This window comes from Niveispirillum sp. BGYR6, assembly GCF_027568365.1.
Taxonomy (GTDB): Bacteria; Pseudomonadota; Alphaproteobacteria; order Azospirillales; family Azospirillaceae; genus Niveispirillum.
The window spans coordinates 171,621-184,476 of the sequence record NZ_JANLNL010000012.1 but is presented as its reverse complement, the minus strand read 5'-3'; the positions used below and the strand labels follow the sequence as shown (position 1 = coordinate 184,476).

General features: G+C 63.9%; 14 protein-coding genes. 2 read left to right on the top strand and 12 right to left on the bottom strand.

The features are described 5' to 3' along the window. Positions 1 to 158: 158 nt before the first annotated feature. The 4 genes from PCJ49_RS21155 to PCJ49_RS21140 all read right to left on the bottom strand — a co-directional run bounded on the left by PCJ49_RS21155 (position 159) and on the right by PCJ49_RS21140 (position 3,490). Entirely contained in the window at positions 159 to 461 is a 303-nt protein-coding gene (locus PCJ49_RS21155; RefSeq protein ID WP_269912697.1) for a hypothetical protein, read from the bottom strand. 80 nt (positions 462 to 541) lie between these two features. Continuing rightward, a complete protein-coding gene (locus tag PCJ49_RS21150; protein ID WP_269912696.1) occupies positions 542 to 979 on the bottom strand; it encodes a hypothetical protein in 438 nt (145 codons plus the stop codon). Between the two features lie 451 nt (positions 980 to 1,430). Continuing rightward, positions 1,431 to 2,690: a hypothetical protein gene (locus tag PCJ49_RS21145; RefSeq protein WP_269912695.1), complete on the bottom strand. Its 1,260-nt coding sequence runs from the start codon at positions 2,688 to 2,690 to the stop codon at positions 1,431 to 1,433. 311 nt (positions 2,691 to 3,001) lie between these two features. Next, positions 3,002 to 3,490: a hypothetical protein gene (locus PCJ49_RS21140; protein WP_269912694.1), complete on the bottom strand. Its 489-nt coding sequence runs from the start codon at positions 3,488 to 3,490 to the stop codon at positions 3,002 to 3,004. A 486-nt stretch (positions 3,491 to 3,976) separates the two neighbouring features. On the opposite strand from PCJ49_RS21140, the gene PCJ49_RS21135 reads away from it, so the two are divergent. Continuing rightward, positions 3,977 to 5,239 carry a pentapeptide repeat-containing protein gene (locus PCJ49_RS21135; protein WP_269912693.1) on the top strand — a complete coding sequence of 421 codons (1,263 nt, stop codon included), beginning with the start codon at positions 3,977 to 3,979 and terminating at the stop codon, positions 5,237 to 5,239. A gap of 277 nt (positions 5,240 to 5,516) precedes the next feature. Here PCJ49_RS21135 and PCJ49_RS21130 read toward each other — a convergent pair whose 3' ends face one another. The 3 genes from PCJ49_RS21130 to PCJ49_RS21120 form a co-directional block, all read right to left on the bottom strand. Continuing rightward, positions 5,517 to 5,858, bottom strand: a complete 342-nt coding sequence (locus PCJ49_RS21130; protein WP_269912692.1) for a hypothetical protein — start codon at positions 5,856 to 5,858, stop codon at positions 5,517 to 5,519. After that, positions 5,858 to 6,373 carry a hypothetical protein gene (locus PCJ49_RS21125; protein ID WP_269912691.1) on the bottom strand — a complete coding sequence of 172 codons (516 nt, stop codon included), beginning with the start codon at positions 6,371 to 6,373 and terminating at the stop codon, positions 5,858 to 5,860. Before PCJ49_RS21125 ends, PCJ49_RS21130 begins: the two co-directional genes overlap by 1 nt. A gap of 124 nt (positions 6,374 to 6,497) precedes the next feature. Beyond that, positions 6,498 to 6,878, bottom strand: coding sequence for a hypothetical protein (locus tag PCJ49_RS21120; protein WP_269912690.1), 381 nt, complete (start codon positions 6,876 to 6,878; stop codon positions 6,498 to 6,500). Between the two features lie 74 nt (positions 6,879 to 6,952). On the opposite strand from PCJ49_RS21120, the gene PCJ49_RS21115 reads away from it, so the two are divergent. Next, positions 6,953 to 7,546 (top strand): hypothetical protein, encoded by a 594-nt coding sequence (locus PCJ49_RS21115; RefSeq protein ID WP_269912689.1) that lies wholly within the window; start codon positions 6,953 to 6,955, stop codon positions 7,544 to 7,546. A 276-nt stretch (positions 7,547 to 7,822) separates the two neighbouring features. Here PCJ49_RS21115 and PCJ49_RS21110 read toward each other — a convergent pair whose 3' ends face one another. From PCJ49_RS21110 to PCJ49_RS21090, 5 genes are all read right to left on the bottom strand, one after another. Further along, on the bottom strand, positions 7,823 to 8,260 hold the full coding sequence (locus PCJ49_RS21110) for a regulatory protein GemA (RefSeq protein ID WP_269912688.1): 438 nt from the start codon (positions 8,258 to 8,260) through the stop codon (positions 7,823 to 7,825). Positions 8,261 to 8,601: 341 nt separating this feature from the next. Beyond that, positions 8,602 to 9,402, bottom strand: coding sequence for an AAA family ATPase (locus PCJ49_RS21105; protein WP_269912687.1), 801 nt, complete (start codon positions 9,400 to 9,402; stop codon positions 8,602 to 8,604). A gap of 57 nt (positions 9,403 to 9,459) precedes the next feature. Next, the gene (locus tag PCJ49_RS21100) at positions 9,460 to 11,433 is read right to left on the bottom strand and encodes a transposase domain-containing protein (RefSeq protein WP_269912686.1); all 1,974 of its coding nucleotides are present in this window, start codon (positions 11,431 to 11,433) and stop codon (positions 9,460 to 9,462) included. Then, positions 11,433 to 12,281, bottom strand: a complete 849-nt coding sequence (locus tag PCJ49_RS21095; RefSeq protein WP_269912685.1) for a ParB N-terminal domain-containing protein — start codon at positions 12,279 to 12,281, stop codon at positions 11,433 to 11,435. The genes PCJ49_RS21100 and PCJ49_RS21095 overlap by 1 nt, the downstream gene beginning before the upstream one ends. Positions 12,282 to 12,292: 11 nt before the next feature. Further along, complete coding sequence (locus PCJ49_RS21090) at positions 12,293 to 12,616, bottom strand: helix-turn-helix domain-containing protein (RefSeq protein WP_269912684.1); 324 nt, start codon at positions 12,614 to 12,616, stop codon at positions 12,293 to 12,295. Between the last annotated feature and the right edge of the window lie 240 nt (positions 12,617 to 12,856).

Sequence of the window (12,856 nt, the reverse complement as noted above, 5' to 3'; positions counted from 1 at the left end):
TGTTAAATGTTCCCGGAAACGGCAGTCGCCGAGCGAGATTTCCTGATGTTTTCCAGCGCCTTAAACCGTCATTCCCGCCTGCGCGGGAATGACGGGGGGAGAAAGGGCAAGGGATTGAAAAACAAGGGCGTGCTGGTTCCCCGGCGGTCTCCCCCCGCCTAATCACTCAACCGGGCCGCCTGTTCGTGCAGGATGGTGCAGGCGGCGGCGGCCATATCATCCAGCGTGTCCACGTCCCAGGCGGTGATGGGAAAGCCGGTCATGCTGGCCAGGGCCTGCACCTGCACCCAATCCATGCCCAGCGGCGGGCCGCCCATGGCGGGGCGACGCATGGAACTGGCAGCACGCAGAAACAGCAGGGCCAGCGGCACCAGGCATTCCAGAACCGGGTAATCCTCCCGCCGTTCCGGGGCGGGGGGAGCGGAGGGCGACGGCGGCGGGGCATCCGCCCGCCCCGTCAACCGCGCCAGCTGATCGCCCGCCTCGGCCTCGCTCAGGCGCGCGGGCCGGAACCCGCGCGCCCAGGCCTCGGCAAAGCCGATCAGTTTCCCCGCTGACCGCCCTTGCCTTCCACCGCTTCACGGTACGCCTTCACCAGGCCGGTGACGGCGTAGGGCAGTTCCAGCAGCTGGGCCAACGCCTCGTCAGAGAAGGCCAACGCCTCGCCATTGGCGTCTTCCAGGCCGCTTTCCTTCTTGTCCGCCGGCCAGCCGGTGACCACCTTGGTCAACAGCTTGCGGGCATAGCCGCGGGCCTGCGCCTCGTGTTCCTGCACGGCGCGGCGGTAATCCTCGTCGGTCACGAAGTCAGAGCGCAGCGGGGCCACGAAGGTCTGCTTGTACAGCTCGTCTTCCTCGCTGTTGGCCATGATGGTGAAGTCGATCTTCACGCTGTGGTCATAGAAGGAATGGTCGTTGCGCGGCTCGCGGATGATGGCCTTGCGACGGACGGTGACTTCGGAAGCGACTTTCAAACCCATGGTGGGAACTCCTGGAAGATAGGAAAAAGGGTTGTGGGTGAAGGGGGAAGGGTGGTGGTACCCGCGTGGGTGGTGGTGCTCACGTGGGCTGTGGTGCTCTCTCCACCGCCATCCCCACTCTCCACCGTCATCCCGGCGAAGGCCGGGATCCAGACTCACGGGCGCATTGCTCTACGAACCTGGACCCCGGCCTTCGCCGGGGTGACGGTAGTGGGTGGGGATGACGGTGGAGAGTGGTGGCGACGGTAGTGAGAAGGCGGGAACCGTAGAAAGCGGGGCAACGTTGACCCGACCCGGGGAGCCATTGCGAAGAACGGCCCCCCAGGCCCGACCCCGGCGGCGACTGCCGCCACGCCGCGTGTGCGGCGTCAGCCAAGCCGCCGGATGGCGGCGCCCGGCGCTTGAGGGCGCACGCACAGCCCGTTAAGTTTTTCCGGCAAGCCGGAAAAACTTAACGGAAACAGAGCTTCAGCTCGTCATCGCCCTGCACGGGCAGCACGTCGCCGGTGATGCCCAGCATGTAATCGGATTCATCTTCCGACGGGCTGGGCGCGTCGATCTGCATGGAGGCCAGATCGATGAACAGCGCATTGCCCGGCACCTTGCCATGCAGCACCTGGGCGGTGATGCGGGTGCGGCTCTGCGACACGTTCCACAGGTCCAGATCGGACAAAGCCGGGGCTTCCACCGTGCTGGTGAACTTGGTCGCCCATTCATTGATGCGCACGGCGCGGCGGCCGATACGTTCCTTCAGGGCATAGGTGTTGGCCAGGTCCAACTCGGCATTGTTGGCCACCAGTTCCTTGTTGGCCAGCCACAGGCTGGACGTATCGGCGGCGATATGCAGCGGATCGGTCCAGTCGCTGAAATCGCCGATCGGGGCCACGGCCAGTTCCGGCGGGGCGAAATAACCGGTCATGGAGAATTCGAAATAGGGGAATTCGCCAATGCCCAGCACCAGCTTCACCGTGCCGCGCGCGCCGACGATCTTGTGACGTTCATCATCGATCATCATGTACAGGCTGACGGAACCGTGGCTGGCGCGGTCGGACGTGCGCTCATAGCGGGTTTCCGCCGGGGTCAGCGCGATGGAGAACGTATTGCCCACGGTAAAGGCGGTGCCCACCGTCGGGGTGATGCTGGCCCCGCCCGGCAGCGCCAGCGCCGTGCCATCGGTCAGGGTGACGTTGGTGACATTATAGGCCGGCAGATGGCCCACCGCCGGGGCGGAAATGCTGAACTTGGCGGCACCGCTGGCGCCCGCCGTGGTGCAGGTGGCCGTCACCGTGCGGGCCAGCACGCCGGCATAGGCGGCCGTGCGGGTATAGGTGACGGTACCGCCGCCGCCGGCGCCATAGGTGGCGGTGGCAGCGATGGTGGATGTCGGGGTGGCGGCCACCTGGGTGGAATTCAGCGCACAGGCGCGCAGCAGATCATGGTGGGGCGGCAGATCGCCGGCCACACCGGCGCCGCAGGCTTCCACCTTGAAGCTGATTTCGCTGCGCTGCATCGCCATCAGGCTGGGGCGGGCACCCAGATGCGGCTGGATGAAGCTGCGGGTCTTCTTGTCGGCCTGCAACGGCTTGATCTGCACGTCATAGCAGCGCAGCGCATTGGCGCCCGTCGGGCCGGCATCCACGCCATAGCTGGCTTCTGCCTTGGCCAGCAGGATCTGTTCGCGGTAATTCTTGGGGGCGCTGAGAATGGGCATGAGTGTCTCCTTGCCGGCGGGCACATCACGGGCACCGCCGGGGTTTGGTTTCAGCAAAGCTGTTTTGCGGGTGGGGAGGCCGTTGGCCGGTCTTCTTGTTCTTCTTCTGGCCAGGGGTGCCGGGGTGCCCATGGTTGCGGTCACCCCTTAAGCGGCCCCCCTCGGTTTGGTTATTTTCCTTGTTCCCTCAGGCGCCGGGCGCTGCCTCCGGCAGCTTGGCTTCACGCGGCACGTGCCGCGCGGCGGCGGTCGCCGCCGGGCCGGTTCCCGGCCTGCTCTTCTGCGCTGCGAAGGGTGGTGCCATGGTGACCTCAGGCGAAATGTTGGGTGTGCAGGGTCAGCCAGACCTGATGGCAGGGCGGGGTTTCCGGCAGGCGCAGCACGGTGATCTTGCGGCACTGAATGCCGGCCAGCGTGTCGGGTGGTTCCCCCTTGGCACTGCGGGACACCGTGTTGCCCAGGGTGGGATCGGCATCAAAGGCGGCGGCGATGCGGTCGATCAGCCCGGTCAGCGTCATTTCCGACGCGGACGCATCCTGCAACGACAGGTAACCGATAATGCGCCACTGACAGGTGATGCGCCGGCCCCGGCCGGTGCGCGCCGGGCTGCCGCTGAACCGCCGCAGCGTGACGCACCAGCCCCGGATGGGGGCATCCGCCGTATCGGCGGGCCAGCCGTAAAATTGCTGCAACCCGGCGGCTGTGGTAAAAGGCCGTTCCCAACCATGCACCCGGCCGATCTCCGGCACGGACAGCAGGCGGGTGGCGATGGCTTCACGGATGGCCACCAGCCCGCTCATGGCAGCACCGCCGCCGGGGCAAAAGCTTGGTTTCCGCTGAGCTGTCTGGCCATGGATGGTCCCCGTTCTGCTGGCTGGTGATCAGCGCGATGGCCGGAAGGTAAGGGGGCCGCCCGCCCCCCCTACAGCGGGAAGCAGTTCCGCCTGAGGGTGGGGGGCGTCATGGCACAAAGGTGCCTTCCCCGCGGAAGAAGGGGCCGACATCGCCCCCTGGCTCTACCTGCCTCCCCCGCGGAAGCGGGGGTCCAGGGGCCATGGGCACCGAAGCGTGGTTTTTGTGGCCCCTGGTTCCCCGCTTCCGCGGGGAAGGCAGCTTCGTGCAGGGGGCAACGTTTGCACCCCCAGATAAATGTCGGCCTGACGCTGGTGCGTGTGCAGCCGCCACCGCAATCAACAGTCCGGGCAGACAACCCGCCCCCCATTGCCCCCGCGCCCGTTCATCGGTAAAGCTCAACCGCTTTCACAACCGCCCCCCGAGCCCCGCCGATGACCAACACCGAGACGACACCCGCGCTGACCCCGGCAGAAGATAACCCGTGGTATCTGCTGGCGACGTTGTATGGGGTGCCGGAAAAGGGGGATTTTGAGCTTCAGAAGCGGAACCGGATCGCCTGGAACCGGTACTATGCGCATCTGTGGACGGCGGAAGATCGGGAACGATTGAAAGACGTTCTTGAAGAAATGGAATTTTCCAAATTTAATCACATCGATCTTTTGAAGATCAAAAATTTATTCTCCAAGCGCGCAGGATTACGAAGAATTAGAATGCCGGCTTCGGACGAATTTGTTGATTTAAATTCTACATTTTTTGATAAAAAAATTTACTTTGAGTTTTATTCGCTAAAAATTAGTTTTTTTGAAAAATCAAAATTTATCGATGATGCATTTTTTAAAGGATCTTTGTTCAACATGGGCGGCAGTTTCGCCTCCGCGAATTTCTCCGGAAACGCTGATTTCAGAAATACATTCTTTGAAGAAGACGCATCTTTTTGCGGAACTATTTTTTCGAAAAACTCTTACTTCAATGGAACATCTATAATAAAAAACTCCTTTTTTAGCAGTGCAGAGTTCGCTGGCAGCGCAGATTTCAGTGGCGTCAATATTGGCGAGTATGCTGATTTTAGCCATGTAAAATTTGCTGACAGTGTGCTTTTCACCAACGCCGAATTCAAAGGCAACACCAGCTTCGAGCAATGCACCTTCAACCATTCCCCCCCCATGTTCCACGGTGCCAAGCTGCACGAAGGCACCATGTGGAACCAGGCGACATGGCCGCAACGGCCCAAAAACCAGAATGAGGCAAAAACCTTCACTCACGCCTATGAACGGCTGAAGCTGGAAATGGATCGGCTGAAGAAGCATGAGGATGAACTCATGTTCTTCGCCAAGGAGATGGAATGCCGGCTGGTGAAGGATGGGTGGATCAAAGGATTGCCGATCAGGTTTTACGGTATCCTTTGCAATTATGGCCAAAGCTATGAGGTTCCCATCAGCTGGCTGCTGCTGCTGATCGTGCTGGGAACATTGCCGTTTGGGCCGACGCTGGCCTGGGATTTCCCCCATGCGCTGGGGGTCAGTGCGGCCAACACCCTGGCCTCGCTGGGGTTGCGCAAGGAGCTGGTGGATGCCGCCACCTTGAAACAGCTCTCCGGCTGGCTGGCGGCGTTCAGCGGAGTGCAGACGGTGCTGGGGTTGATCCTGCTGTTCCTGATCGGGCTGGGGCTGCGCAATCGGTTTCGCATGAAGTGAGGGGGGGGGCCCGTGTCGCGTATGGTCCGGCCCCGCACATTTATCCAGACACCTTTTCCCGTCATCCCGGCGAAGGCCGGGATCCAGGGGCCACGCGCCCGACAGCGCGGCTTTGCTGATCAAGGCGGTGAAGGCAGTGCCTGTGATCCTGGATCCCGGCCTGCGCCGGGATGACGGTAGAGAGAGCCCGGCTGACGGGCAAAGAGCGGGCCTGAAGCACCCGAAAGGAACCGCGCGCCTCAAGTGCAGAAGCCAGCGCCCGCCCCCTGCCCCCGCGTCACTTCTGCCCCCGGCCCCCGCGTTTGCGCGACGGGGGCGGCGGGGGCGGCGGTGACAGGGTGGCGTCCAGTTGGGCGTCCAGGGCCTGTTCGGCCAGGCGGCGCAGGCGGGTGGCCTGGCGGCTGGACAGATAGCGGGTCAGGCGGCGGATGGCCCAGGCCAGCAACAGCACCAGGGCGGATAACAACGCCTCCCCCAACCCGGCCAGGGCGGGGGAGAGTTGCAGGGTGATGGGTTCATCGGCGCGGGCCGGCAGCACCAGGGCGGCGGCCAGAAAGCCCAGCAGCAGGGCCGGCGGCACCAGGGCGGCGATCAGGGCGCGCCAGAAACGGCGGTCCATCACAAAGGCTCCAGCCAGGGGGCGACCAGCCGCTGCCAGCTGTCCAGAAACTGTGCCTCTGTGCCCGCCCCGGCCGGCGTGTTGTAGAACCGCTTCCACAGGGCGGCAAAGCGGGCGGGGTCCACGGTCTGGGGTAGCACGCAATCCGCCTGCCGCCAATAGATCAGCCGGCACAGGGCCGCCGCATAGGACAGGTTGGTGGCCAGCTGGGCCGTGCGGTCGGGCCGGGGGGCCAGCAGCCGTTGCAGCCGCTGGTCCAGGCCGGGGCGGAAATGCAGATAGTTGTTATGGATATCCTCGGCCGTGGCCGGCTCGATCTGCCAGAACCCATAGGCGGGGCCCCAGGTCCGGTCGCCCGGTCCGCTATGCTGATCGATGGCGCGAAAGCCGCTTTCCACCGCCGCCGTCCCCACCACCAGCCAGACCGCCGGCAGCGTTTCGAACCCCCGCAACCCTTCGCCCATATGGGCCAGAGCGGGCTGAACGACATAACGTGCAAAATGGATGGGCAGCATGATTTTCCCCTGTTGTACAGGGGCCGGATGGTAGAAGGGGGGGCCCCCGCCATCCGGGGGGAATTTGTTCCGGGGGGATACGCTGTTCCCTCAAGCGCCGGGCGCTGCCTCCGGCAGCTTGGCCTTATTCAAACAAATCCGGTTCCCCCGTCCGGGTGCGGCCGGCATTGCGCACCTGGCGGACATAGCGCTCACTGACGCCCAGGCTGCGCGCGATGGCGCGGTTGCTGCCTTCGGCCTTGATGATCATGGTTTTCTTGGCCCGCATGGCGTACAGCGTCGGCAGCTCCAGCTGTTCCCCCGGCCGCCAGTCGCACAGGGCCTGTGCCGCCACCATGCCGATCAGCCGGGCAATGGGGTGGCCAGACCGCATGGTTTGCGGCACATAAAGCCGCACGCCGCCATATTCGCGCGCCAGTTTCAACGCCGCCTCCGCCCCGATCCGGGCCGCGATCTCCACCAGCCCCGGCGGCCAGCCGCGCGTATCGATGGGGGGCGCCGTCACGGCTGCTTTCCCGTGGACAGGCGGAAACACCATCGCCATGATGCGCCGTACTTGTGTATGTGGAGATGGAAACCATGCGTTTGATGAAGATTACTACCGCCCTGGCGCTGGTGCTGGCACTGACCGGGTGTTTTGACAATCAGAAGAAGGACGGGGCTGCCGGAACCGAAGCGGAGGCCGCCCTCGACCCGCGCAAGGAGCCTCTGTATGGAAGCCTGATCCATCTGTGGGCTCTCGCCGGCAGCGCCATATCCCCGATGACGATGTTCCAAGCGCTGGTGGATATCGATACCAAAGCCCAGGTAGCCATGCGCGACAAGGTGATCACGAAGGAGGAACTCTCCAAGATCAATGATGTCATCGTTGCGGGGCGCACATTCGGGAAGGCGTGGAGCACCGATTTCAATTGTGAGCTTTATGCTACGCCGGACTACAAGTTCTTTAAACGTGCATGTGTGCGAACCGTTTTTGAAAAACTGGCAGAAATTGGCGTTTCTTCTGAGAAGATCGAAGCACTCCAGAAAATAGATATCGACCGCGCTGAAAAGGAAGGGAAAAACCCTGACGATTTCGACAATTCGCATGTGGTCCTGGACGATGCCCTGCGCGCGAGCCTGAATGTGCTGCGCGAAAAGGCCGATACCGCGGCCAAGGGACTTACCCACTAATACCAACCCGCCTGAAGGTTGAGCTTTAGGCGGGTTGGAGGCCGGCGACCGCCGGCCCGCGCCCCCATGGGCGCGTAAGCCAAGCTGCCGGAGGCAGCGCCCGGCACATGAGGGAACCTGAAATCTCCCTGGATCGGTCACGATCAAGGGAGATTGGTATAATTTCACCGCCCCACCGCCCGGCCCCACCGCCACGCAGGTACGGGGCCGGGCGGTTTCGGCACATGGCCCCCCCTGGCGGGGGGCGGAGGGGGGGCGGGGTGGCTGGCCCATGGCTTAATCCTGCTCCAGGCGCAGGGCCCAGCATTTCAGCCCTTCGATCAGGCGGCGTTTATCGGCGCTGGTCAGATCGTCCAGCCGGTCCACCGGGCGGGCCAGTTGCCGCCCGGCCCAGGCCAGCAGCGCCCCGTCGGACGCATCCAGCGTCGCGCCTTCTTCATGCAGGCTGATCCATTCGGCCCGCAGCTTTGCCAGCTGCCGGTCACCGCTGCGGCCCGGTCCGGCGCTGGCCCCGGCGGCGGCCAGCGCATCCAGCACCTGGGCCAGAAACGGCACCGGCATACTGCGCAGGGAGCGCAGCCCGGTGGCCCGTTCAATGAAATCCCGCCAGGTCTCTTCCTCCGCCAAAGCGGGGATTTGGCGGCGGCGGCTCTGTATGGCCCGGATGGCACGGGCCCGCTGGCTTTCCGCCGGCATGGGGGGGCGTCTGGTCATGGGGGGTATCCGGGTTGGGGGGGTGTTTGGGTGCCGACTGCATTCTTCGGGGCAGGCTGCACCCTTCGGTGCCTCCCCCGCGAAAGCGGGGGTCCAGGGGCCACAGGGACCCACTGTTGTTCTTGTGGCCCCTGGATCCCCGCTTTCGCGGGGAAGGCACTGTTGAGCAATTGAAACGCGCTGTTCTGCGACGGCACTGTTGAGCAATTGAAACGCGCTGTTCTACGACGGTACTGTTGAGCCACTGAAAGGCGCCGGCGGGCGAAGCCAAAGCCGTGCGGATGAAAGGGCACTGTCGGGCGAAAACGCGGGCGCACTGCTGTACGAAACCCGCCCCCCCCTCACGCCGCCTGCGTTTCAATCTCCGCGCCGGCCAGCTGGCCCCAGGCGGCTTGCATATGTTTCAGGCGGCGGGGCTGGTCTTCGCCATCGGCCAGCAGGGTGGCCAGTTTCAGCAATTTGGTCAGGCCGCGCAGGGCGCCCGGCTTGCGGGCGATCACCCGCAGCCATTTCGCCTCCTCTGCATCGGCAATATCCCAGGCGCGCAGCAGGGCGGTGATATCGCCATCGCTGGGTTTGTGGATATTGGCCCGCATCCCCACCCGGCTGAACAGCTGCGCCAGTTCGGTCTTGCGGCCGCTGCCATTGATATTGGCATAGAGCGCGGCATTGCCGATGATGGCGATGCCGATCTGCGCCTTGTCATGGATGGTGCGCAGCTGGTCCAGCGCCAGGGTGGACAGGAACTGGCCGTCATCAATCAGGATCAGCCCCTGCGTGCCTTCCACCCGGCGGCGGATTTCCACCGAGGCATCGGCCAGCGATTTCAAATCCAGCCCCATGGCCCGGCCGATTTCCCGCATCATCATGCCGGGCTTGGTGGTGGCCGGTTCCATGCTGGCCAGCCAGACATGGGGGTTGCTGGCGGCATAATGTTTCAGCGCCTCTGTCTTGCCCACACCGGGCACGCCCACCACCACGGCGAAATCCGGCGCCATCTGCGCGTAATGCAGAATGGGGATGATGCGGCCGGCGGTGGGTGTATTGATAAAGCCGGTCTGCGGCGCCCGGTTGGCCGGGGTGGCGGGCGCACGGCTGCGCCCCGCCGCACCGGGGGCGGCGGCTTCCTGTTGCACGATCACATTTTGCTCCTGTTTTTGGTTTGTCTCTGTCCGGAAATGCCGGGTGCAAGAAACCCTCTATTCCCGCTCCACCAGCCGCATCCGGGCCACGGCGCGGCTGAAACTGGCCAGCACATCGGCTTCCGGGTCGCTGTCCGCCACCGGCACCGGCGCCGCCGCCGCCGGCTTCAAGGCATTGTTGCCGAAGACGGGGCGGATGATGCCGGGGGCGGGCGGCGGCGGGGCCTCCGGTGCCTCGGGCAGCAGGGCCGCCACCTCTTCGATGGACATGGCTAGTTCGGCCTTGGCCGTCTGTTTCACGGCCTTCAGCCAGGCATTGCGCTTGGCGGCATGGGCGCGGGCGGCGGCGATATCGGCAAAGCCGGCCGCCTCCACACAGGGGGCCGCCCCCAGATAGGAGCCGGAGAGGCTGTAAAGATGCACCTGCCCGTGCAGATCCTGCGGGTCGAACCGGGCGACCAGCTTTTCGCCCCGGTGCTGGGTCAGGAATTCCGCCCAATACCGGTTGCCCTCGATATGCACGGCACCGTCGCGGTCGCGCGCCTTCACCCCCTCGGCCGCCAGCAGCCATAAGCGATGCTGCTGCGGTGTGGCCTTGCGGATGGGGGCCTGGGCATAGCTGGCCTCGAACGCCGCCTGAAAGGACAGGCGGCGGCCACAGACCTTGGTATCCCGCCCCGGCCGGTTATTGTGCTCATGGATGCCCCAGGCCACCACCTTCAGAAACTCATCCAGCGGCACGGCGCGGCTGGCATAGTTTTCCGGCTTGGCCGTGGGGTTATTGCCGGTATAGGCCCCGGCCAGCCGCGGGTCTTTGGCGATATTGTTGCAGAAATCCCGCCAGGCCCGTTCAATCGGCTTGGCCTGGCCGTGATAGGGCGTGGTCCAATGCACGGTGACACCCAGATCGGTCAACAGGCCGGATGGCTCCTCCTCCTTCACCTTGAAACGATAGCGGTTGGCGATGCCGCCGGTGATCCATTTGCTGGCAAAGGCCCGGCCATTATCCAGCCAGCAATGATCCGGAATGCCCCAGCGCCGCACCATGTCGCCGATGGCCAGCCGCACCAGCTCCTTGGTTTCCGACCGGTCCACCCGCCAGGACAGGATCATGCCGCTGTAGAGATCCTGAAACCCGACCAGACAGGGCCGGCCGATGCTGCCATCGGGGAAAGTCACGAACACATCAAAGGTGTGGCCATCCACATTCACCGCCTCCAGGGCGTGGAACATGGAGCGGTCGCGTTCCTGCGCCGGGAACAGACGCTTCAGCGCGTCCACCCCTTCGCGTTTCAGCACCCGCACCACCACCGGGATTTCCCGTTCCAGCCGCCGCAACAGGGTGCGGCTGCTGGGAATGGTCCAGCCCTTCTGGGTGGCCACATGGGCCAGCGTGCGGTAACACACCTCAAAGGCGCGGGCCTCGGGCCGCAGGTAATCGGCCTTGATGAATTCCCACGCCTCCTCCGAACAGCTGTCCGGGTCGGCGACGCGGCCGGTATAGCGGTCCAGCAGATAGGGCAGCCAGTCGGCCTTGTCGATGCCGGCCACACGGGTTTCCCAGCCATAGTAAGAGGCGGCGGAAAACCCCTGTTCCTGCCCGATCATCCGGACCGACGCATCCTTGGCCATGCCGCTTTGCACACATGTGTGTACGGCCTGCATGGCGGTCAGTTTGCGGCGGGCCCGGTCGCGGGCCTTGTCGCTGGCTTTTTCATACTGGGCCCACAGATGGTCGCGGGCCAAACGCTGCTTCACCGCCTTTCTGCTGTCTTCAGGGGGTGTAATGTCGGTGCCTGCTGCCAGCCTGGCGCGCACCAGGGCTGGCAGAAGGCTATAATGGTAGAGGATTTTGCCGTTTTCACGGCGCCATATACCGGTTGGGTGGCCGGTACAGCGCAGATTATCCGGGCTGCGCCAGCCCCGTTCAGCGACGATCTGGTTGAAACGTTGATGGCTGATCCCCATCAAGCGGGCCATATCGGCGGCACTGTACCAGTCGCTGTTCTGGTGATGCGGGATCGTGCTCATCAGGCGGCCTCATCCTGGCTGGTCTTGCCTCCTCTTTTGATCGGGCCAAAGCGGGTCAGGTCACCGCTGGCGGCCAGATGGGTCAGGAAATCCCGCCGCGCCACCGGGCCGCTGCGGCCCCACAGCGCGACAAGCTTGGCGAATTTGCCGGAATCCGGGTCCAGCTCTTCCGGCTGGGCACCGGTCACCAGCCGCCGGGCGGCGGCCACATTGCGGGCGCGCGGGCTGTCGGCCAGCATTGCTTCCACAATGGCCCGCTGTTCGGACGGGGGCAGCCGGGCCAGGGCCAGCAGTTCCGTCTGGGTGCGGGCGATGGCGCTGCCGGCGATGCGGCCGCGCACATCGGGGGCCAGCCGGCTGGCAATCATCACCGCGCGCTGGATGGTGCGTTCATCCAGGCCGACGCGGGCGGCGGTATCCTTTGAAAACGACAGCGTGTCGTCTTCATTGCGCTTCGCCCCCCGGCCGCCCTGGGCACCATGGCGGGTTTCCGGGTGCAGCTTTTCATAAAGCGCCTTGCGTTCGGCCAGGAAAACCGCGCGATCCAGCGGGTTCAGCTCATGGCGGACCAGATTTTCATCAATCTCGGCCAGCCGCGCCTCATCGCCATTGGCCTCAAAGACAAAGGCGGCAATCTCGGTCCAGCCCAATTGCCGCACAGCGGCCAGCCGGTGGCCGCCGGCCATCAGCTTATAGGCGCCGTCACGCAGATAACGCAGGCTGATCGGCTGTAACAGCTGACCGGTCTGCTGGATATTTTCGGCCAGAAAACGCACCTGGCCCGCATCCACCGGGCGCAGCCGGTCCCGATCATCGATCTGGTCCAGCGGGATGGTCTGAAGGCCCATTTCCTTCATTCTTACACCTGTTCAATGGTATTAGCGTTAAAACGGCGCAGCGTTTCAGACGTTTTGGGTTTTTGGGGGGGCGTCTTATAGTTGGCCGCGGGCTGCGGTCGCAGGCGGACGCCATCGGTACGGTATCGGTGCGGCCACAGTTCCCCTGGGCTTACCCCCAGGGCGGCGGCAATAACCTGCTCACCCACCGCATGGGGTTCACGCAACGTGAAACTGCATGTGCCAAGGGGCAGATTATGGGCCCTGTCCAGGCATCGCAGGGTCAATCCACGCTTTTCCAGCGTGCTTTTGATATCTGCTTTGTGCTGGCCCCGGGTGGCGGCCATCGCATGTATGTCCTTCAGGTTGATGCCGGTCCTGCCAGGCCGGCATAGGAGGGGTGGAAGTTCCTACGAATGAGAAAAACATAATGCCAATTTGGCGCTTATTCAACCGGAAAAGAGGCTTTCAATCGCTTTCAGTGCCTTTTTTGCGCTTTCAAGCCGAATTCCGACCGGGAAATGTGCATTTTCAAGGCGATAAGTGCCGTTTTGAAACTATGTCTCTGTTACTGAAAGGAAGTTTTC

What these genes read in the sequence shown, in the direction of transcription:
- PCJ49_RS21115 (WP_269912689.1), top strand. Translation starts at nt 6,953, where the DNA reads ATGCGTTTGATGAAGATTACTACCGCCCTGGCGCTGGTGCTGGCACTG.
- PCJ49_RS21135 (WP_269912693.1), top strand. Translation starts at nt 3,977, where the DNA reads ATGACCAACACCGAGACGACACCCGCGCTGACCCCGGCAGAAGATAAC.
- PCJ49_RS21140 (WP_269912694.1), bottom strand. Translation starts at nt 3,490, where the DNA reads ATGAGCGGGCTGGTGGCCATCCGTGAAGCCATCGCCACCCGCCTGCTG.
- PCJ49_RS21145 (WP_269912695.1), bottom strand. Translation starts at nt 2,690, where the DNA reads ATGCCCATTCTCAGCGCCCCCAAGAATTACCGCGAACAGATCCTGCTG.
- PCJ49_RS21095 (WP_269912685.1), bottom strand. Translation starts at nt 12,281, where the DNA reads ATGGGCCTTCAGACCATCCCGCTGGACCAGATCGATGATCGGGACCGG.
- PCJ49_RS21100 (WP_269912686.1), bottom strand. Translation starts at nt 11,433, where the DNA reads ATGAGCACGATCCCGCATCACCAGAACAGCGACTGGTACAGTGCCGCC.
- PCJ49_RS21110 (WP_269912688.1), bottom strand. Translation starts at nt 8,260, where the DNA reads ATGACCAGACGCCCCCCCATGCCGGCGGAAAGCCAGCGGGCCCGTGCC.
- PCJ49_RS21125 (WP_269912691.1), bottom strand. Translation starts at nt 6,373, where the DNA reads ATGCTGCCCATCCATTTTGCACGTTATGTCGTTCAGCCCGCTCTGGCC.
- PCJ49_RS21130 (WP_269912692.1), bottom strand. Translation starts at nt 5,858, where the DNA reads ATGGACCGCCGTTTCTGGCGCGCCCTGATCGCCGCCCTGGTGCCGCCG.
- PCJ49_RS21090 (WP_269912684.1), bottom strand. Translation starts at nt 12,616, where the DNA reads ATGGCCGCCACCCGGGGCCAGCACAAAGCAGATATCAAAAGCACGCTG.
- PCJ49_RS21150 (WP_269912696.1), bottom strand. Translation starts at nt 979, where the DNA reads ATGGGTTTGAAAGTCGCTTCCGAAGTCACCGTCCGTCGCAAGGCCATC.